At 73.3% G+C, this 18,419-nt stretch carries 18 protein-coding genes and 1 rRNA gene; 8 read left to right on the top strand and 11 right to left on the bottom strand.

Annotated features, from left to right (window positions below; translation table 11 throughout):
- The first annotated feature begins 56 nt into the window (after positions 1-56).
- Both BJY14_RS40475 and BJY14_RS40470 read left to right on the top strand, forming a co-directional pair.
- Positions 57-1,094, top strand: a complete 1,038-nt coding sequence (locus tag BJY14_RS40475; protein ID WP_179848422.1) for an MBL fold metallo-hydrolase — start codon at positions 57-59, stop codon at positions 1,092-1,094.
- Between the two features lie 68 nt (positions 1,095-1,162).
- Complete coding sequence (locus BJY14_RS40470; RefSeq protein WP_179848421.1) at positions 1,163-1,801, top strand: pyridoxamine 5'-phosphate oxidase family protein; 639 nt, start codon at positions 1,163-1,165, stop codon at positions 1,799-1,801.
- A 102-nt stretch (positions 1,802-1,903) separates the two neighbouring features.
- Here BJY14_RS40470 and BJY14_RS40465 read toward each other — a convergent pair whose 3' ends face one another.
- The gene (locus BJY14_RS40465) at positions 1,904-2,092 is read right to left on the bottom strand and encodes a DUF5302 domain-containing protein (RefSeq protein WP_179848420.1); all 189 of its coding nucleotides are present in this window, start codon (positions 2,090-2,092) and stop codon (positions 1,904-1,906) included.
- A 141-nt stretch (positions 2,093-2,233) separates the two neighbouring features.
- Between BJY14_RS40465 and BJY14_RS40460 the strand changes: the two genes are divergently transcribed.
- Positions 2,234-3,628 (top strand): cytochrome P450 family protein, encoded by a 1,395-nt coding sequence (locus tag BJY14_RS40460; RefSeq protein ID WP_179848419.1) that lies wholly within the window; start codon positions 2,234-2,236, stop codon positions 3,626-3,628.
- 15 nt (positions 3,629-3,643) lie between these two features.
- Here BJY14_RS40460 and BJY14_RS40455 read toward each other — a convergent pair whose 3' ends face one another.
- On the bottom strand, positions 3,644-4,003 hold the full coding sequence (locus BJY14_RS40455; protein WP_179848418.1) for a DUF7668 domain-containing protein: 360 nt from the start codon (positions 4,001-4,003) through the stop codon (positions 3,644-3,646).
- A gap of 94 nt (positions 4,004-4,097) precedes the next feature.
- Here BJY14_RS40455 and BJY14_RS40450 point away from each other — a divergent pair, with 94 nt between their 5' ends.
- On the top strand, positions 4,098-4,505 hold the full coding sequence (locus BJY14_RS40450) for a DUF2795 domain-containing protein (RefSeq protein ID WP_179848417.1): 408 nt from the start codon (positions 4,098-4,100) through the stop codon (positions 4,503-4,505).
- On the opposite strand, the gene BJY14_RS40445 is transcribed toward BJY14_RS40450, so the two are convergent.
- The 8 genes from BJY14_RS40445 to BJY14_RS40410 form a co-directional block, all read right to left on the bottom strand.
- On the bottom strand, positions 4,506-6,005 hold the full coding sequence (locus BJY14_RS40445; protein WP_246396296.1) for an FAD-dependent monooxygenase: 1,500 nt from the start codon (positions 6,003-6,005) through the stop codon (positions 4,506-4,508).
- A 106-nt stretch (positions 6,006-6,111) separates the two neighbouring features.
- A complete protein-coding gene (locus tag BJY14_RS40440) occupies positions 6,112-7,713 on the bottom strand; it encodes an acyl--CoA ligase family protein (protein WP_179848416.1) in 1,602 nt (533 codons plus the stop codon).
- A gap of 77 nt (positions 7,714-7,790) precedes the next feature.
- Positions 7,791-8,654: a hypothetical protein gene (locus BJY14_RS40435; protein WP_179848415.1), complete on the bottom strand. Its 864-nt coding sequence runs from the start codon at positions 8,652-8,654 to the stop codon at positions 7,791-7,793.
- 49 nt (positions 8,655-8,703) lie between these two features.
- The gene (locus BJY14_RS40430) at positions 8,704-9,858 is read right to left on the bottom strand and encodes a cytochrome P450 (protein WP_312879689.1); all 1,155 of its coding nucleotides are present in this window, start codon (positions 9,856-9,858) and stop codon (positions 8,704-8,706) included.
- Positions 9,859-10,063: 205 nt separating this feature from the next.
- Positions 10,064-11,365, bottom strand: coding sequence for a UDP-N-acetylglucosamine 1-carboxyvinyltransferase (murA, locus tag BJY14_RS40425; protein ID WP_179848413.1), 1,302 nt, complete (start codon positions 11,363-11,365; stop codon positions 10,064-10,066).
- Positions 11,366-11,450: 85 nt separating this feature from the next.
- Positions 11,451-12,074: a LysE family translocator gene (locus BJY14_RS40420; protein WP_179848412.1), complete on the bottom strand. Its 624-nt coding sequence runs from the start codon at positions 12,072-12,074 to the stop codon at positions 11,451-11,453.
- Between the two features lie 55 nt (positions 12,075-12,129).
- Positions 12,130-13,155 (bottom strand): M4 family metallopeptidase, encoded by a 1,026-nt coding sequence (locus BJY14_RS40415; RefSeq protein ID WP_179848411.1) that lies wholly within the window; start codon positions 13,153-13,155, stop codon positions 12,130-12,132.
- Positions 13,156-13,340: 185 nt separating this feature from the next.
- Complete coding sequence (locus BJY14_RS40410; RefSeq protein ID WP_179848410.1) at positions 13,341-13,925, bottom strand: TetR/AcrR family transcriptional regulator; 585 nt, start codon at positions 13,923-13,925, stop codon at positions 13,341-13,343.
- A 65-nt stretch (positions 13,926-13,990) separates the two neighbouring features.
- Between BJY14_RS40410 and BJY14_RS40405 the strand changes: the two genes are divergently transcribed.
- The 4 genes from BJY14_RS40405 to BJY14_RS40390 all read left to right on the top strand — a co-directional run bounded on the left by BJY14_RS40405 (position 13,991) and on the right by BJY14_RS40390 (position 17,753).
- Positions 13,991-15,223 (top strand): MFS transporter, encoded by a 1,233-nt coding sequence (locus BJY14_RS40405; RefSeq protein WP_179848409.1) that lies wholly within the window; start codon positions 13,991-13,993, stop codon positions 15,221-15,223.
- A 233-nt stretch (positions 15,224-15,456) separates the two neighbouring features.
- On the top strand, positions 15,457-16,713 hold the full coding sequence (locus BJY14_RS47555) for a cytochrome P450 (RefSeq protein ID WP_179848408.1): 1,257 nt from the start codon (positions 15,457-15,459) through the stop codon (positions 16,711-16,713).
- A 16-nt stretch (positions 16,714-16,729) separates the two neighbouring features.
- Positions 16,730-17,236 (top strand): tetratricopeptide repeat protein, encoded by a 507-nt coding sequence (locus BJY14_RS40395; RefSeq protein WP_179848407.1) that lies wholly within the window; start codon positions 16,730-16,732, stop codon positions 17,234-17,236.
- Between the two features lie 364 nt (positions 17,237-17,600).
- Positions 17,601-17,753, top strand: a complete 153-nt coding sequence (locus BJY14_RS40390; RefSeq protein WP_179848406.1) for a hypothetical protein — start codon at positions 17,601-17,603, stop codon at positions 17,751-17,753.
- Between the two features lie 402 nt (positions 17,754-18,155).
- Here BJY14_RS40390 and rrf read toward each other — a convergent pair.
- Positions 18,156-18,272 (bottom strand): 5S ribosomal RNA (gene rrf, locus BJY14_RS40385).
- Between the last annotated feature and the right edge of the window lie 147 nt (positions 18,273-18,419).

Genomic DNA, 18,419 nt, shown 5'->3' with positions numbered 1-18,419 from the left:
TCCGGGATGAAGTAGGTTCGTCCCGAACGTGATTCGACAATCAGAGGGGGCGCGCGGTGGCGGCACCGGTCGTGGAGCAGCCGACTGACTGGACCGAGCCGGGCGCTCATCCGGTGGCGCCGGGGGTGCACCGGATCCCCCTGGCGCTGCCGATCCCGTCGCTGCACGCCGTCAACGTGTACGTCATCGAGGACGCCGAAGGCCTCGTGGTCGTGGACTCCGGCTGGGCCATGCCCGACACGAAGGCCTCGCTCGAAGCCGCCCTCTCCGTCCTCGGGCACCGGCTGGACGACGTAGCGCAGTTCCTCGTCACCCATGCCCACTGGGACCACTACTCGCAGGCCCTGGCGCTGCGCGAGTCGTTCGGGACGCGGGTGCGGATCGGGCGGGGCGAGCGGCCGTCGATCGAGGCGTTCGACACCCGCCGCGGACTGCACCCCCGGCAGGTGGAGCTGCTGCGCCGGTGCGGCGCGGACGAGGTGGCCGACGAGATCGCGGGCCGGCCCGTGGAGCGTTCCGAACAGGACGTCCCGCACACCATGCCCGACGCGTGGCTGGACGACGGGGAGCGCGTCGCCCTGACGGAACGGGGCCTGGACGTGTTCGCCACCCCGGGGCACACGCGCGGCCACATCGTCCTGCGCGACGCGGCGGCCGGGCTGCTGTTCGCCGGTGACCACATCCTGCCGCACATCACGCCGTCGATCGGGCTGGAGACCGAGCCCGAGCCCAAGCCGCTGCGCAGCTACCTGGAGTCGCTGCGGCTGGTCCGCGACATGCCGGACACCGTGCTGCTGCCCGCGCACGGTCCCGTGAGGCCGAGCGTCCACACCCGGATCGACGAGCTGCTGGAGCACCACGCCGAACGGCTGGACGCCGCCGCCGCGCAGGTCCGCGCCGGGCGCGCCACGGCGTTCGAGGTGGCGGCGGCGATGCCGTGGACGCGCCGCAGGCGCAGCCTCGGCGACCTGGACGCCTTCAGCCGGATGCTGGCCGTGCTGGAGATCGAGGCGCATCTGGACGTCCTCGCCGACCGCGGCGTGCTGGACGCCCACGAGGAGGGCGGCGTCCGCCGCTACGCCGCCGGGCGCTGACCTGCCCGCGCGCTCGGATTCGCCCGCGTTAGGCTGATCTTCGGATTCTCCCGGCGGAAGGAGCGGCGATGACGGTCGCCCCCGAGTTCACTGCGATCACCTCCGCGGCGGAGCTGCGCGAGCTCCTCGGCACGCCGATGCGGCGGGCGATCGACAAGGAGCGGGTCACGCTGCACGACCGCGACCGCGAGTGGCTCGCCCTGTCCCCGTTCTGCCTGATCGCCACCAGCGACGCCGCCGGGAACTGCGACGTCTCCCCCAAGGGCGACCCGCCGGGATTCGCGCACGTCATCGACGGCACGACGATCGCCGTCCCGGATCGCCCCGGCAACCGCCGCGCGGACGGGTTCCTGAACGTGCTGAGCAACCCGCACGTCGGCCTGATCTTCCTCGTGCCGGGACGCACCGAGACGCTGCGGATCAACGGCCGGGCCACGCTGGTCCGGGACGCGCCGTTCTTCGACGCGATGGTCGTCAAGGGGCACCGGCCGGCCCTCGCGCTCGTCGTGGACATCGAGCAGATCTTCTTCCACTGCGCGAAGGCGTTCATGCGGTCGAAGCTGTGGAAGCCGGAGTCGTGGAACCCGGAGGCGCTGCCGCCGCACGCCCAGATCATCAAGGACGTCCAGTACACCGAGGAGAGCGTCGAGGAGCTCCGGGAGTACTACAGCGAGGCGAACTACAGCAAGAAGCTCTACCAGGGCTGACAGCGCCCGAGCGCCGCCCGTGGTCGTCGGTGGCGGCGCCGTGAGAACGGAGCGACCCCCGCGCGCCCTGCGCGCGGGGGTCTGCCGGCCGGGGCGGCCTGGTCAGCCGCTCTTGCGGCGGAACTGCCGCTGGTGGTCGGCGCGTTCGTGGGTGCCGCGCACCTTCGAGCTGCTCCGGCCACCGGCGCCGGCGTTCTTGCTCTCGGCGCCGCGCTTGCGCTCCAGGGCTTCCCGGAACCTGCGCTTCACCTCGTCCTCGCCGTCTTCGGGCGCTTTTGCGGAGTCGGCCATGCGGACCTCCAGCTCTTCTATGGGCACCCCTAGCGTCACATACCCCGCGGTGGCCGCGGGTCCGTGCACGCCGAAAGATCGCCGTGGGAGATTCCAGCATAAACGGACCTCCAGTCCACGATCTCTCCTAGGTTTGTGCACGTGGAGCCCCAGACGCCGCAGGCCGAGCCCGCCCATCCCCCGCTGGAGGCGCTCGCCGTCCAGCCGCTGCTGAACCACGACTACGAGACCCGTCCGGCAGTGTTCTACGAGCGGCTGCGGGAGGAGTACGGGCCCGTCGCGCCGGTGGACGTCCTCGGGGTGCCGGCCTGGCTCGTCGTCGGCTACACCCAGACGCTCGACATCCTGCGCGACGCCCGCGGGAACTGGAGCCGCCGCGTCGGCACCTGGCGCGCCTACCGGGACGGCGCGGTGCCGGCCGACTGGCCGATGCTGCCGGTGGTCGAGTCGGACAACTGCGGGTTCCGCGACGGCGCCGACTCCACCCGGCTGCGCGGCGCCTGGAGCGAGGGGCTGCGGCCGTTCCAGGACCGGAGCCGGCCGGAGGCGAAGGCGCTGGAGCAGGCCGTCCGGCGGTACGCCGACGAACTGCTCACGGTGATCGCCGAAAGCGCCGGCCCGGCAGGGGAGACCGACCTGTCGGCGCAGTACGCGCGGCCGCTGCCGCTGATGGTGATCGGCCGGCTGCTCGGAACGGGGGCCGGTGACGGCGACGAGCTGATCACCGATCTGTGGCGGGTGATGGACGCGGGCCCGGAAGCCCACGAGGCGTCCGTCCGGCTGATCGAGCGGGTCACGGACCTGTGCGCGGCGCGGGCGCGGACTCCCGGCGAGGACCTGCCGTCCTACATGCTCGCCGCCGTGCCCGACCTGACCACCGAGGAGCTGGCCGCCGAGATGGCGATGCTGACCGGCCTCGTCGGCGACGTGACGGCCACGCTGATCGGCAACACCATCGCCGAGGTGCTCATCGGCGAGACCGGCGCCCGCGACAGCCTGTCGTCCGGGATGCTGCAGGAGGCGATCAACCGGGCCGCGGCCGCCAACCCGCCGATGGCGAACCTGGCGTTCCGGTGGGCCAAGGCCGACGTGCGCCTCGGCCGGTTCCAGATCGCGGCGGGCGACCCCGTCATGGTCTCGCCCGCCGCCGCGCACCGCGACCCGGCGTTCGCGGCGGGCGGCGGGCCCGACTCGATCTACAGCTCGCGCGCGCATCTGGCGTGGAGCGCGGGGCCGCACGCCTGCCTCGGCCGCGACCTCGCCACCACCATCACCACGATCGCGGTGGAGCGGCTGTTCGACCGGTTCTCCGGGCTGAGGCTGGCGGTGCCCGCCGACCTCCTCCCGTGGCGCTCGTCCCCGCTGATACGCGGCCTGCGGTCGCTGCCGGTCACCTACGATCCGGTCGGGGACCCGCCGGCGCCGCAGCCCTCCCCCGCCGCCGAGGAGGCCGCCGAGCAGGAGGACCCGGGCGAGGGCGGGCAGAACTCGCTGGTGCGGCGCGTCCTGCGAATGATGCGGCTGTCGCAGTCCTGACCGGCCGCCGCCGGCTCAGCCGGGGAGAGTTTCCCCGATGCCGTCGACCTCCACGGTCCACACACCGTCCATGACCTCGGCCAGGGTGAGCCGCAGGACGAGCGCGGACCGGCCTTCCTGCGCGGTCCACAGCGGAAGGGCAGCGCGGAAGGCGCGCTCCCCGCCCGAGACCTGCTCGATCCCGGTCACCTCCAGGTCGGCGAAGGCGTCCTCAGGCGGGCTGATCAGGTCGAGCCCGGACGCGGCCACCGCGCCGGCCATCTCCGACGCGCTCAGCCTGCGCCCCTCGGTGAGGGTCTCCAGCTCCTCGTAGTCGCCGCGGACCAGCAGCCCGACCACGACCCGGACCGCGTTCACGCCCTCTTCCGGCAGCATGCGCCACACCGTACCGCGCCGCCGCCGCGAGACCGGCCGCATGTTTGGACGCGCGCCCGGGAACGTTCCGTCGGGTAGGCGCAGGGAGGATGAGATGCCGGACAAGAGCGGCAAGCACGGTGCGAGGCTGGACGAGGAGATCGGCCGCGAGACCCAGGGCATGGTCAGCGGCGGCCATTCCACGCACGCCGAGGAGTTCAAGGAGACCGAGCCGTTCTCCAACGACTACCCGGCCGACCCGGCGGCGGCCGCCGCCGGCGACCGGGAGGGCTCCCCGCCCGGGATGAGCGCGCGGGACGTGGAGGGCCGCAGCGCCCTGGCCCGGATGCTCAGCGGCGCCCGCTACCCGGCCCGCCCGAACGAGCTGGTCCGGCACGCGGCCGAGGGCGGAGCCCCGGACCGGGCGCTCGACCAGCTGCGGACGCTGCCGAAACGCGAGTACGAGAACGTCGCCGACGTGGCCGAGCAGCTCGGCTACGGCCGCGAGGAGCGGCGCTACTGACTAGTGGTCGGCGCCGCGCCCGCACCACTGGCTCAGCGCGTCCCGGATCGCCTCCGCCCGCCGGTCGGGGGCCGTCTCGTCGGTCGCCCAGGCGATGTAGCCGTCCGGACGCACCAGGACGGTCGTGCGCGTGGCGCCGCCGGCGAGGGCGCAGTGCACGCGCCCGGCCCACCGCTTGGCCGCCAGGTAGGTGACCGCGGGGTCGTTGACGGCGACGACGAGCACGAACCGCCCGTCCGCCAAGAGCCGGTAGAGCCGTCCCGCGCCGCCCGCCAGCGGGACGTCCGGCGCCCGCCGCCCGGTCAGGGGATGCGAGCCGCGCGGCGCCGGGTAGGCGATGTCGATGCCGGAGACCGCGGCCGCGACCCGCCGCGCCGCGGGCGGGACGCGGGTCGCCGCGAACGCCGCCGCGGCGCGGGCGGCCCGCAGCCAGCGGGGCTCGGCGAGCGTGAACCGCAGCAGCGCGCCGCTCCTGCGCAGGACGACCCGGCCGACGGGGTACCGCTCCTCGTGGTAGCTGTCGAGCAGCCATGACGGCGCCCAGCCGCGCAGTTCGGCGGCCAGCTTCCACCCGAGGTTCGCCGCGTCCTGCATCCCGGTGTTCATGCCCTGCCCGCCCGCCGGCGAGTGGACGTGCGCGGCGTCCCCGGCGAGGAAGACCCGTCCCACCCGGTAGTGCGGGACCTGCCGCTCGTCGCTGTGGAACCGGGACGTCCAGCGGGGGTCCCGCATGCCGTGATCGGTGCCGAGGGCGCGGCGGACCACCTCGCGCAACTCCTCCATATCGACCGGTTCGGAGTCGGGGACCTGATGGTGACGGTTCCACGCGATCACCCGGTACCAGCCCTCCCCGAAAGGAGCGACGAACGCGAACGCGTCGCCGACGGCGCCCGCGGTGAGCGCGCCCGCGGGCGCCTCGTCCAGCCGGACGTCGGCGAGCATCACCGACCGCACCACCGCGCGGCCGGGGAACGGCAGCCCGAGCGCCCGCCGGACGGTGCTGCGGACGCCGTCGGCGCCCACGACGTAGGACGCGCGGAACGTCCGCGTCGCGCCGCCGGCGGTCCGCGCGTCGACGTCCACGCCCGCCGCGTCCTGGCGCAGCCCGACCGCCTCGGCGCCGTACACGATCGTCGCGCCGGCGGCCACGGCCCGCTCCTTCAGGACGCGTTCGGTCTCGTACTGCGGCGTGACGAGGACGTACGGGAAGCGGCCCGGCAGCCGGGACATGTCGAGGTCGGTCGAGCCGAGCAACCGCAGCCGGCCGGCCCGCGTCCCCGTCGCGACCAGCTCGTCGGCGACGCCGCGCGCGTCCAGCATCTCCAGCGTGCGGGCGTGCACGGCGAACGCCCGCGTCAGATCGGTCGTCTCCTCGGCGCGGCACTCCAGCACCGTGCAGCCGACCCCGGCCGCGGCCAGGTCCCCCGCCAGCAGAAGGCCCGTCGGGCCCGCCCCCACGATCAGCACGTTCCCGGTCGGCACGTCGGTGGGCGGCATCATGCTCCCCTCTCGCATCGCACCCGGCGGCCCGGGCGCCCGGCGCACAGGACACTTCCCACGAACCGCCGCGCCTCACACGGCGGGTGGCCCCGCCGCGGCGGGATCCTCAGCCCTGGACGCGGCGGTCGCGCCCCGCCCACTCCCGCTCGCGCAGCTGGAACTTCTGGATCTTCCCGGTGGAGGTCTTGGGCAGCTCGGCGACGAACTCCACCGTGTCGGGCGCCTTGTACCGGGCGAGGCTCGCCCTGACGTGCTCGACCAGCTCGGCCTCGGTGGCGCCGCGCCCGTCGCGCAGGACCACGAACGCCTTGGGGCGCTCGCCCCACCGTTCGTCCGGGACCGCGACGACCGCGACCTCCAGCACGGCCGGATGCGAGTCGATCGCCCGCTCGACCTCGACCGTGGAGATGTTCTCCCCGCCGGAGACGATGATGTCCTTGGAGCGGTCGCGCAGCTCGACGTAGCCGTCGGGGTGCCGGACGCCGAGGTCGCCGGAGTGGAACCACCCGCCGCGGAACGCGTGCGCGGTGGCCTCCGCGTCCCGGTGGTACCCCTTCATGACGTTGTTGCCGCGCATGACGATCTCGCCGAGCGTCGTCCCGTCGGCCGGGACGTCGTTCATGTCGCCGTCGACGACCCGCAGCCCGTCGGTCTGGATCATGCCGACGCCCTGCCGGGCCAGCAGCCGGGCCCGGTCCCCGGCGGGCAGCCCCGCCCAGCCGGGCTGCGGCTCGCACACCGAGTACGGGCCGTAGGTCTCCGTCAGCCCGTACACGTGCACGATGCCCGCCCCGAGCCCCTCCATCTGCCCGATGATCGTCGGGCTCGGCGGCGCGCCCGCCGTCGTGACGGTCAGCGGCCGCTCCAGCGGGTGCGCCTCCGCCGCGTTCGCGATCGTCACGAGGACGGTCGGGGCGCCGTTGAGGTGGGTGACGCCCTCGGTGCCGATGAGCCGCCAGATCTCCGCGGCGACGACGGCGCGCAGGCACACCTGCGTCCCGCCGATCGCGGCGAGCGCCCAGGGCGTGCACCAGCCGTTGCAGTGGAACATCGGCAGCGTCCACAGGTAGACGCTCTCGGGCGTGTGCCGCGAGTGCACTACCTCGCCGAGAGCGTTGAGGTAGGCGCCGCGGTGCGTGTAGACGACGCCCTTCGGCCGCCCGGTGGTGCCGGACGTGTAGTTGATCGAGATGGCGGCGTTCTCGTCCCGGACGGCCCAGGGCAGCGGGTCGTCCGAGCCGCGCGCCGCCAGCTCCTCGTAGCCGATGCCGCCGACCGCCGGGTCGGGGCCGGCGCCGGTCGCGGGAATGGTGACCGTCAGGGGCAGGCCGCCCGCGAGCGGCGCCACGGACGGATGCAGCCCCGCGTCCACCACCAGCGCCTTCGCGCCCGAATGGTCGAGGATGTAGCGGATCTCGTCCGGCGCGAGCCGGGTGTTGATCGCGACGAGCACGGCCCCGGCGAGCGGCACCGCGAAATGCGCGACGAGCAGCTCCGGGATGTTGGGCGCCAGGTAGGCGACGCGGTCTCCGGGCTCGATCCCCGAGGCGCGCAGCGCGTTCGCCAGCCGCGTCGTCTCGGCGGCGAACTCGGCGTAGGTGGCGCGCCGGTCCCCGTGGACGTAGGCCGTCTTGCCGGGGAACACCTGAGCCGACCGTTCGAGGAACGCGAGCGGGGTGAGCGCCGTGTGACCCGGGCCGTTGTCCATCGGGAGCCTCCGGTGCCGTCGGATGGTGGCCTGCGCCTCCAGGATCCCACGCGTGCCCGCCCCGCCCCGGACGGCGGCTAGCGGTCGGCGTTGCGGGTCAGGATGGAAACCGCCCTGACGGTGGCGTACCCGCTCCACTCCAGTTCGGCGGCCGGCGAGTAGGACGCGAAGTCGACACGCCATCCGCCGTCGTCCCCCTGCATGCCGTCGAGCCGTCGAAGCTCGGCGGCCACGACGTCCGGCTTGAAGACGGACCGGGAGGGACGGCCCGGGAAGGGCGCGAAGTCGAGCGGCCGCAGCGTCTCGTCCTCCAGGCCGCCCTCCACGTGGAGGAGGCCGTCATCCGGGATGCGCTCGCCGAGCAGGGCGATGGCCTCGGTGTCGTCGACGGCGTCGGCCAGCCACATGGCGAACTCCACCTCCAGGGCGTGCATCGCGTCCTTCGCGCGGAGGGCGTCGAGGCAGTAGCGGGTGGCGCGGTCGAGCCAGGGGTGCCCTGCGACCGCCTTGTCGTGGACGGCGACGCGCTGCGCCATGGCAGCGACCACGGCGGTGATCTGCAGCGAGGACGCCCTGGGGTCGGCCTGCGTCCAGAACGGCGCGCAGCCGGCCGGGTCGGGGACGTGCAGAGCGAACGGGAGGCCTCCATCGGGCAGCGTCACCGAATCCAGCCAGTCGCAGAGCGCGACCGCTTCGGGCGCGGTCACCGGGGCGAGCTCCTCGAAGACCTCGAACGCGTGCAGCGCGGGACCCGGCTGGCTCGTCCGCGACCGGAGGTCGGGCTCAAGCCCGCGGCCGTAGCCGCCGTCGGGGTTCCGGTAGGCGTTGAGCGCGGCGAGCAGCGCCTCCCGGTCGCCCTCCCCGGTCAGCAGTTCGAAGCGCCGGCGGTCCAGGAGACGCGCGTGCGTGGCCATGAAGTCGGATGCCTTGGTCAGGTCCATGCCTCCAGCGTGGCCCCCGCGAGCACGCCCGTCTTGTAGGTTCCGGCCATCACCAGGTAAGGAACAGCTCCCTGGGCGAGCGGTGGATCAGGCTCGGCAGCATCTCCACCGGCTCCTCAGCGCGCAGGCCCGGCAGCCGCGCGGTCAGCTCCTGCAGCGTGACGCGGACCTGCTCGCGGGCGAGTTGCGAGCCCGGGCAGGCGTGGACGCCGTGCCCGAACGCCAGGTGCCGCGCCGGCGCGCGGGTGATGTCGAACTCGTCGGGACGGTCGTGGGCCCGCGGGTCGCGTCCGGTCGCGGCGAAGGCGACGAAGACCTCGGCACCCGCGGGCAGGTCGGTGCCCGCCACCCGCACCGGCCGCGTCGTGACCCTGCGGAAGCCCTGGATGGCCGTGTCGTAGCGCGCGGCCTCCTCGACGGCCGCCGGGACGAGCTCGGGCCGGGCGCACAGCAGTTCCCACTGCTCCCGGTTCCGCAGCAGGTGCAGCACCGCCGTCCCGATGAGCGCCGTCGTCGTCAGATGCCCCGCCAGCAGGATGTTCTGCAGGTTGGAGATGAGCGTGCCGTGCGGCTCGATCGCGCGCGCCATCTCGCCGCACAGGTCGTCCCCCGGCTCCCGGCCCCGCACGTGCGCGTCCAGCACCCGCTTCATGCCCGCGACCTGCTCGGCGGCGGCGACCTGCTCGCCGGTGCTCATCGGCTTGAAGATGAGGTCCTCCGCCCGGTAGCCGCCCTCGATCAGCGCGGGCATCTTCTCCGGGTCGATGCCGAGCATGTGCCCGATCACCTCGCCCGGCAGGACGCGCGCGTACCGTCCCATCAGCTCGACGCGGTGGTCACCGGCGAAGGAGTCGACCAGTTCCCGGGCCCTGCGGGTGATGAACGGCAGGGCCGCGGCGACCCGCTTCGGCGACAGCCCGCGCGTCAGCGGCTCGCGCACCCGCCGGTGATCGTCGCCGTCGGCCGTGAGCACGACGGGGCGGCCCTGCGGCAGCGACCGCAGCACGTCGACGGCCTCGGGCCCCGGCACCACGTCCGGCCGCAGCGCGTTCGCCGACGAGAACGTCTCCGGATCGCGCAGCACCGCCCGCGCGTCGGCGTGCCGGGCGACGAGCCAGGCGTCCAGCTCGGGGACGAAGGTCAGCCCTTCGGCCTCACGCGCTCGGGCGTAGAACGGATACGGGTCGGTCCGGTCGAACTCCACGGTGCACCCTCCAGGCATCTGATCACACCGTAGGAAACCGGAATGCGCCGCGGGAAGGCCGCGGCCTAGCCTGGCCGGTCGGACCGCGCCCCGGCTACGACGACCACATCCCGCACGACCTCGTCCACTACCAGCGCGACCTGCCCGTCGGCGGGTCGCTGACCTTCACCTGGCCCCGGACGGCCCCGTTCCCCGGACGTCCGTCCTAGCCCGCCCGCAGCGACAGGCCCAGCGTCCGGAACTGCTCGACCGGATGGTGGTAGCCGCGTTCGATGTGGTGCACGCCCCGGAGCGTGGACGGCCCTTCCGCGACCGCCGCCGCCAGGACGGCCGAGAACCCGGCCCGGATGTCCGGCATGGTCACGTCGCCGCCGCGGAGCTTGGACACCCCGCGCACCACGGCCGAGTGCAGCGCCGCCGTGTCGTGGTACCGGCACGCCGGACCGCCCAGGCACGTGTCGTAGACCTCGATCTCCGCGCCCATGCTCTGCAGCGCCGGGACGTAGGCGAGCCGGTTCTCGTACACGGTCTCGTGCAGCACCGACATGCCGTCCGCCTGGGTGAACAGCACCATCAGCGGCGTCTGCCAGTCGGTCGCGAACCCGGGGTGGGTGTCGGTCTGCACCGCCGCGGGGCGCAGGCCGCCGGGCGCGGACGCCATGATCCAGTCGTCGGTGATCTCGAACTCGGCGCCCATCCTGGTCAGCGTCGTGATGGCGGTGACGAGCCGGTCCTGCGGGCACCCGTGCACCCGCACCTCGCCCCCCGTCACCAGGCCCGCGACCAGGTAGGAGAACGCCTCGATCCGGTCGCCGCCCAGCCGCGTCTGCGCGCCGCTCAGCCGCTCGACGCCCTCCACCACGATGCGCCGGTCGGGGGCGAAGGAGATCCGCGCGCCCATCCGCTGGAGGAACAGCGCCAGCTCGGTGATCTCCGGCTCGGTCGCCGCGTTGCGGATGACGGTCTTCCCCTCGGCCCGCACCGCCGCCAGCAGCACCGTCTCGGTGGCGCCCACGCTCGGGTACGGCAGCTCGATGCGCGTTCCGACCAGGCGCGTGGCGTGCGCGTGGATCCCGTCGGAGGCCAGCGACACCTCGGCCCCGAACGCCCGCAGCGCCTCCACGTGGAAGTCGACCGGCCGCCGCCCGATCGGGTCGCCCCCGACCAGCGGCACGAACGCCTCGCCGGCCTGGTGCAGCAGCGGGCCCAGCATCAGGATCGGGATGCGGTTCAGGCCGGTGAACGCCTTGCCGACGCTCGGGTCCGACACCGGTCCCGGCACGACCGTCACATCGCCGCCGGACCGCTCCACGGTCATCCCGACGTGCTCCAGCATGCCCGCCGTGATGCCGACCTCGCCGACGTCCGGCGCGTTGCCGATCGTGCTCGGCCCGTCCCCCAGCATCGCCGCGACCATGTGCTTGCTCACCGCGTTCTTCGCCCCGCGCACGGTGACGTCTCCGCGAAGCGGCCCCGACGGCTCGATGTGCCACAGCTTCTCAGTCACCCGAGCAGCCTACGGCGTCCGGGACGGCGCCCCGGCGATTTCGCCGCAACCCCGGCGCCCCATACCGGTGACGACGCTCACCCGGTCAGGGCCGGCCGGCCAGCAGATGGGCGGCGAAGCCGAGGAAGGCCAACCCGCTGAGCTGCTCCATCCGCCGCCGGAACGACGGGCGCCGCAGCCGCTCCCCCATGGCGGCGGCCGCGCCCGACAGGACCCAGAACCAGAGCGCCAGCTCGGCCACGTCGATCGCCGTGAACAGGACCGTCGTGCCGAACACCGGCGCCCCGTGGGGCATGAACTGCGGGACGAGGCTCATGTAGAAGACCCCCGCCTTGGGGTTCAGCAGGTTGGTCCCGACCCCGGCGCGGAAGGCCGCACGCCGTCCCGCCGCCACGACTGGCTCCGGAGTTTCGGCCTCGGTCTTCCGCCTGACACGCCAGAGCGCGGTCGCCCCGAGCCACACCAGGTAGGCGGCGCCACAGACGCGCACCGCGGTGTACGCGACGTGCGAGGCGGTCAGCAGAGCGGTCAGCCCGATCGCCGTGGCGAGCCCCCACACCGCGCATCCGGCCATGATCCCGAGGGCCGCGGCCAGCCCGCAGCCCCGCCCCCGCGTGACGGAGGTCCGCAGCACCAGGAACGTGTCGAGCCCCGGCGCCACGTTGATGATCATCGCGGCGACGGCGAAGGCGAGTGCGGCTGTGATCATGAGCGAATGCTACGACGCTCCTTACGGCCGCACCACGCCTTCGACGATCAGGCGGTCACAAAATGCCCCGCGCCGCGAACGCCTCCTGCGCGGCCCGCGCGGCCGTCGCGCCGTAGAGGCGCTGCGCCGCGGCGACGGTCGCCTCGGCGGCCGCCTTGAACGAGGTGTCCGGCGCGAACGCGAACTGCGCCTCCACGATCAGCGTGCTCGCCTTGGAGTCGCCGAGCGCCTGCCGGATGTCCCACAGGGCCCGCGACCAGATCTCGCCGTCGGCGTGGACCTCACCGCGGACGTCCTCGGGGTAGTGCTTCGTCCCGTCCAGCCTCCGCAGGCAGTGCGTGGGTCCGGACGTGTAGGACACCGAGTCCCAGTCGGCGACGCACGGTTCCGGAGTCCTGGTCGGTGTGCCGGTCGCCCAGCTGGTCACGGCCACCGCCAGGTAGTCGCCGAACGCCTCCCCGATCGCGCCCGACTCCAGGTTCGTGCCGAACCCCGTGACCTGGCCGTCCTGCACGGAGTGGCCGTACTCGTGGATGACCACCTCGGCGTCCTCGGCGTCGTCCACCCCGCCCTTGCCGAGCGTGATGTTCGCCTTGTCGGGGCGGAAGAAGGAGTTGTCGCCGCCGTACTGGTTGATCCGCAGCTCGATCTGCCGCTGGTTCACGGGGCGCAGACCTGACCCGAACCCGAGGTGCTGGAGGTACCGCTGCGCGGTCGTCACCCAGTAGTAGCCCATCACCTGCTCGAACTGGTCGGAGTCGCGGTGGTAGGCGGGCAGCGCGCCGCCGTCGATCCGGGCGGCCTTGCCGGTCTCGCTCTTGACCCGCACGTACCGCCCGGTGAGCGAGCCGGACCCGTCGAGGTCGGTGAGGGTGACCTGCCTGTAGGCGGGTGCGAGGGCGGCGTAGTCGGCGCCCTTCGCGTCGGTGAGGGACTGGTCCCCGAGCTGCTGGACGGGGTTGGGATAGAAGACGGTCCCGGCGGCGGTCGCGCCGGAGCCCGCGGCGGACGCCGCCGGCAGCGCGGCCATGAGGGGGAACGCGGCCGCGGCCGCGAGGGCGAAACGTCGTGTGTTACGCATGGGCGGACGGTATGACCAGGTCCCACGCGGGGACAGGTCCAATCCCTGCCGGACCCAAGTCTGTCTGGCATCGCCAGTCGGCACCGTCGAACACTGGCGACGTTTGCGCTGGCACCCCTTCCGGGCGCAGGAGTAGCGCCCCCACGACAGACCCGGATCCGGCGCCTTCCGGGCGCCAGGACGTGTCAGGCGCCGTTGTCCGTCCAGGAGTCGGCGAGCGCGCACAGCTCCCCGAGCGCGACCTCGACGCGTTCGCGGTCGCCGGTGGTGAGGAAGTCGGTCTGCAGACCCGAGTAGGCGCCGTTGAGGAAGGTGGCCTTGACGAGGGCCTGGCCCGGGGCGAGACCACGGGCGGTCAGAGCTCCGGCGACGAACTCGGCCCGCTCGGTCAGGAAGGCCGGAACCCGGTCGCCGAGACGGCCGGCCGCCGCCAGCCCTTCGATCTCGAGGACGAGCCGGGTCCGCGCGATGTTCTCGGGGGCGAGGTGGCGGTCCCAGGAGTCGCGGACGACGGCGCCGATGCCGCGCGCCGTGTCGTCCCAGCCTTCGGTCGCGTGGAGCTGCTCCTGCTGGACCTCGTCCAGGCGCTTCAGCAGGGCGGCGAGGAGGGCGTCCTTGTCGGCGAAGTGATGGGTCAGGACGCGCGTGCTCTGCCCGAGCGCCTGGGCGATGGGGCGCATCGACAGGCCGGACATCCCGTGTTCGGCGAGGTGGTCGAGCACGGCGTCGAGTATCTCGGTGCGGCGGCGGGGGTCGCGCGGCCTCGGCACTGGCGGGTCCCTTCCCTCGGTCCGGGGCGTCCAGCCTATAGGGTAACGAGTGTTACCTTAATGGCATGCCCCTCCTTCGCCGCCCCCGCGGCGGGCTCCGGCTCGCCGCGCTCGCGCTCACCGCGTTCGCCCTCCAGACCGACGACTTCGTGATCGTCGGCGTGCTGCCCTCCATCGCGGACGGGCTGTCGGTCGGCGAGGCCGCGGCCGGGCAGCTCGTGACCGTCTTCTCCGTCATCTGCGCCGCGGTCGCGCCCGTGGCGGCCGTGGTCACGGCGTCCTGGCCGCGGCGCCGCCTGCTGACCGGCGGGATGCTGGTGTTCAGCGCCGCCAACCTCGCCGTCCCGCTCGCCGCGTCGTATCCGGCGCTGATGGCGCTGCGGATCGTGGCCGCGCTCGCCGCCGCGACCGTCCTGCCCGCGGTGTTCGCGGTCACCGCCGCGCTCGCTCCCCCGCAGCGCCGGGGCCGCGACCTCGCCACCGTGATGACCGGACTCACCGGCGCCGTCGTCGTCGGCGTCCCGCTCGGGACGTGGACCGGTGCGGCACTCGGCTGGAGGGCCACCTTCGTGACCGGCGGCCTCCTCGGCCTCGCCGCCCTGGCGTTCCTGCGCGCCGCCCTGCCGGACACGGCTCCGTCGCCCGCGGCCGGTCTGGGCGAACGCCTCCGCCCCCTGGCCCGCCCCGCCATCGCGTGCGCGCTGCTCGCCGCCGTCGCCGCGGTCCTCGGCAACCTGATGATCCAGACATATCTGGCGCCGTTCCTCGACGAGACGGCGGGCGTCAGCCCGTCCGGCCTCGGCGGCCTCCTGGTCCTCACCGGCGCCGCGGGCATCGCGGGCGGGCGACTCAGCGGCTCCCTCGTCGACCGCGTCGGCCCGCTCAGGGCGTTCGCGATCGCCTCGGCAGCCTTCGTCGCGGCGATGGCGGGACTGGCGCTGGCCTGGTCGCTGCGACCGGCGCATCTGCTGCTGGTCGTCCCGCTGCTGCTGGTGTGGTCGGCGGCGGCCTGGGCCGTCCCTCCGCCCGTCCAGGCGCGCGTCCTCGCGCTGGCCGGCGCGGAGACCGGCCCGCAGGTGCTGGCGCTCAGCAGCAGCGCGGTCTACGTCGGCGCCTCGCTGGGCGCGGGCCTCGGCGGCTGGCTGCTCGGCACTCTGGGACCGGGCTCTCTCCCGCCCGCCGCGGCGGCCTGCGCCCTGGGGGCGCTGGGGCTGTTCGGACTCGCCGGGCGCGGCGCGCGGAAACCCGTCCCGGAGAAGGGGCTCGGCGCCGCCAGGAACCGCGACGCGAACGTCTGACCTGCGGCCCGGCGGTCGCGCCGGTGCGGTGTGTGGGTTGGCACCGGCGCGACCCTGATTCCGGCCGTGGCCGAACGGTCCAATCCTTCCGCATCCCACGTTGCACGCGGGTTGCGGGGACCCCAGGTGTCTCCGGCGCCACATCGATCTCGTCCCGGCTTGACAGACCCGGGGGCTCGGCCGACCTTCGAGGCGGCAGATGAGCATCCCGGCGAGAACCCGCGAGGAGCGACGTGACGGCCACCGATCACCCGCGCTACCCGTTCCCCTGTCAGGACGTCCCGGTCGACGGGCGCCGGCCCGCCGACCCGATGGGGCTGTCCGCCCTCTACGACGGGCTCGCCCCGGTCTCCCGCGTCCGCCTCCCGGAAGGGCACGAGGCGTTCCTGGTCACCGGGCACGCGGAATGCCGGCGCGTCCTGCGCGAGCAGGACACGTTCCAGCGCGCCGGGGCGGACGCGATCCCGCCCTACCCGCACACGTCTCCGACGATGCTGGCGCTGGACGGCCGGGAGCACCGCGCGCAGCGCGACCTGATCGGCAACGCCTTCGCCCCCGCTCGCATCGACCGGTACCGCCCCACCGTCGAGCGCCTCACCTCCCGGCTGCTCGACGCGCTCGTCCAGGCGGGCGATCCGATCGAGGTCAACGAGCAACTCGCCATGCCCCTCACCCTCGGCGTCATCGGCAGCGCCATGGGCTTGCCCGACGACGACCTGCCGCTGTTCAGGACGTGGGGGGACCTTTTCCTCTCCACGGGCGCCGACCGCGCCGCCGACAACGAGCGCGCCATGCTGGAGATGACCGCCTACATGGCCGGACGCCTCGGCGGCCTCATGTCCGATGTCGACCCCGCCTCCGAGGACGTCGGCCTCCTCTCTGTGATCGCCGCGAACGCCGTCCGCCGGCAGACCGGCCTGGAAGAGGCGGCGCTCCTGGCCGCCAGTGTCGTCATCGCGGGCTGGGAGACCACGGCCGCAGCGATCGGGGGCTTCCTGTTCCGGCTGCTCACCGCCAGAGAGCAGGGAGGCGACACCCTCTACCGGCTCCTCGCGGCACAGCCTCACCGCATTCCCGGCGCGGTCGAGGAACTGCTGCGCACCACTCCCGGCACGGCCTTCGAATCCGCCCAGCCGCGTCGGGCCGCCCGCGAAGTGGACCTCGGAGGCGTTCGCCTGCGGGCGGGCGACCTGGTGATTCCGGCGGTCGACCGCGCCAACCGCGACCCGGACGTGTTCGAGGATCCCGAGCACATCGACTTCCAGCGCACCCCGAACCACCATCTCGCCTTCGGAGGCGGTCCCCATGTCTGCCTGGGCGCCCCGCTGGCCCGGCTGGAGCTGACCACCGCCCTGCGGGAACTCACCCGCCGCTTCCCCGACGCCCGGCTGCACCACGCGCCGCACGACGTGGTCTGGAACACCGCCACGTCGATCCGGCATCCGGTCGCGCTCTGGCTCGACCTCGCCCACCAGGAACCGGAGCGCTGACCGTATCCTGGCGATCATGACCAGTCCCGCGCCCGAATGGGAACAGCGAATGGCCGACCTCTGGGGCGCCTTCGACGACCACGACCCCCAGGTCTTCCTCGGGAAGGTCGAGGCCCTGACCGCCGAGCTCCCGCCCGGCGACGCCGTCGGCGAGTACGAGCTGGCGTCCGCGCACGACTCGATCGGCAACGAGGCGGAGGCCGCCGACCACTACCGGCGAGCCTTCGCCGCGGGGCTCCCCGAAGCGCGGCGCAGGCAGGCGACGATCCAGTACGCCAGCACGCTCCGCAATCTCGGTCGCGCCGAGGAGAGCGTCGCGCTCCTGACCGCGGAACGCGAGGCCGGCTCCGACGAACTCGACGACGCCGTCACCGCGTTCCTCGCGCTCGCACTCACCGACGTCGGACGCGAACGCGAGGCGGCCGGCCTCGCACTCGGCGCCCTGTCGCGCCACCTCCCCCGCTACAACCGCTCGCTCGCCAACTACGCGGCGACCCTGACTCAGAACAATCCCGCCGACTAGGTTGTGTTGATTCAGTCCCGGCCCACTTCGCTCGCCTGGCGGCTGTGTTTCAAAGTCCCGGCCCACTTCGCTCGCCTGGCGGCTCGCTACGTGACCGGGCCTGAGCGAACGCGGCATCGCTTCGCGATCTGCCCGGCTCCGCTCGCCTCCGGCTTCGCTCCACCGGCCAGCTCACGCGTTCGCGCGCGTGGCCGAGGCCCCTTCGAGACAAGCCCTAGCTCCCTCCGTCCGGCGGCCCTCCCCGCCTCGCGCGGGCTTCCCGCTACCGGACCCGAGCACGCAGCGCCACGACTGACCGTGCACGCGGCCGGAAAGGGCGGGGCCGAGCGCCATGCCGTCGAGGCGGGAACGATCGAGCCAATCGATGCGCCCACCTCCGTCCAGCGGTGCGGCTCGAAAAGCCTGGACGAGCCTGGACAAGATCGTCGTGTGGGCCGCTCTGATGGACATCGATTTCGAGGTGCACGACCCGCCGGAACTCGCCGAGCGAATCGGCGCGATGGCCGCTCCCCTCTGAGCGGCATCGGAACCCGAGCGGAGGTGACGGCCCGGCTCGCCCATCCAGCGAGCAGCACAGCGGCCTCAACGTAGGGCGATCACGCGGTGCACGACGAGCTCCGGGCACCCATCGTCAACCGGCTTCTTGGCCCGCGTCCCCTTGGCCGCAGGCGGGCGGGAGACTGGGCGAACCAAGGCCGACCTGTACGTGCGCCCCTCCGGCCCCTGCTCGTAGCATGCAGCCGCACGTTCGACCTCGATGTGGTGGGAGTCCCCTTGTCAGGACTGCAGAAGGACTCGACCTCGCACGATCCACTGCCCGGCCAAACCGACGGCCGTACCCTGATTCAACACCGAAGCGTCGACCCGGTGAAAATGAGAAAGGCCCCGCCGGTAACGGCGGGGCCTTTCTGCAATATGTGTCCGGCGGCGTCCTACTCTCCCACACGGTCTCCCATGCAGTACCATCGGCGCTGAAGGGCTTAACTTCCGGGTTCGGGATGGGACCGGGTGTTTCCCCCTCGCCAAAACTACCGAACGTCTCAACGCACCACCCGCAGGTGGGCAAATCCACGTCCGAACCATTCGGCTCGAAAAAATTCAGTTATCAACAACACACGGGAACCCAGTTGTTTCCTGGGAACCACACAGGGACGCGAACAATCTCTCGCAGCAATTCACTCTG

Origin of the sequence: Actinomadura luteofluorescens (assembly GCF_013409365.1) — a bacterium.
GTDB classification, from domain to species: Bacteria; Actinomycetota; Actinomycetes; order Streptosporangiales; family Streptosporangiaceae; genus Spirillospora; species Spirillospora luteofluorescens.
The sequence above is the reverse complement of the archived record's forward strand: the minus strand, read 5'-3'. Positions and strand labels throughout refer to the sequence as shown.

What these genes read in the sequence shown, in the direction of transcription:
- BJY14_RS40470 (WP_179848421.1), top strand. Translation starts at nt 1,163, where the DNA reads ATGACGGTCGCCCCCGAGTTCACTGCGATCACCTCCGCGGCGGAGCTG.
- BJY14_RS40465 (WP_179848420.1), bottom strand. Translation starts at nt 2,092, where the DNA reads ATGGCCGACTCCGCAAAAGCGCCCGAAGACGGCGAGGACGAGGTGAAG.
- BJY14_RS40455 (WP_179848418.1), bottom strand. Translation starts at nt 4,003, where the DNA reads ATGCTGCCGGAAGAGGGCGTGAACGCGGTCCGGGTCGTGGTCGGGCTG.
- BJY14_RS40450 (WP_179848417.1), top strand. Translation starts at nt 4,098, where the DNA reads ATGCCGGACAAGAGCGGCAAGCACGGTGCGAGGCTGGACGAGGAGATC.
- BJY14_RS40445 (WP_246396296.1), bottom strand. Translation starts at nt 6,005, where the DNA reads ATGATGCCGCCCACCGACGTGCCGACCGGGAACGTGCTGATCGTGGGG.
- BJY14_RS40440 (WP_179848416.1), bottom strand. Translation starts at nt 7,713, where the DNA reads ATGGACAACGGCCCGGGTCACACGGCGCTCACCCCGCTCGCGTTCCTC.
- BJY14_RS40435 (WP_179848415.1), bottom strand. Translation starts at nt 8,654, where the DNA reads ATGGACCTGACCAAGGCATCCGACTTCATGGCCACGCACGCGCGTCTC.
- BJY14_RS40420 (WP_179848412.1), bottom strand. Translation starts at nt 12,074, where the DNA reads ATGATCACAGCCGCACTCGCCTTCGCCGTCGCCGCGATGATCATCAAC.
- BJY14_RS40415 (WP_179848411.1), bottom strand. Translation starts at nt 13,155, where the DNA reads ATGCGTAACACACGACGTTTCGCCCTCGCGGCCGCGGCCGCGTTCCCC.
- BJY14_RS40405 (WP_179848409.1), top strand. Translation starts at nt 13,991, where the DNA reads ATGCCCCTCCTTCGCCGCCCCCGCGGCGGGCTCCGGCTCGCCGCGCTC.
- BJY14_RS40395 (WP_179848407.1), top strand. Translation starts at nt 16,730, where the DNA reads ATGACCAGTCCCGCGCCCGAATGGGAACAGCGAATGGCCGACCTCTGG.
- BJY14_RS40390 (WP_179848406.1), top strand. Translation starts at nt 17,601, where the DNA reads ATGCGCCCACCTCCGTCCAGCGGTGCGGCTCGAAAAGCCTGGACGAGC.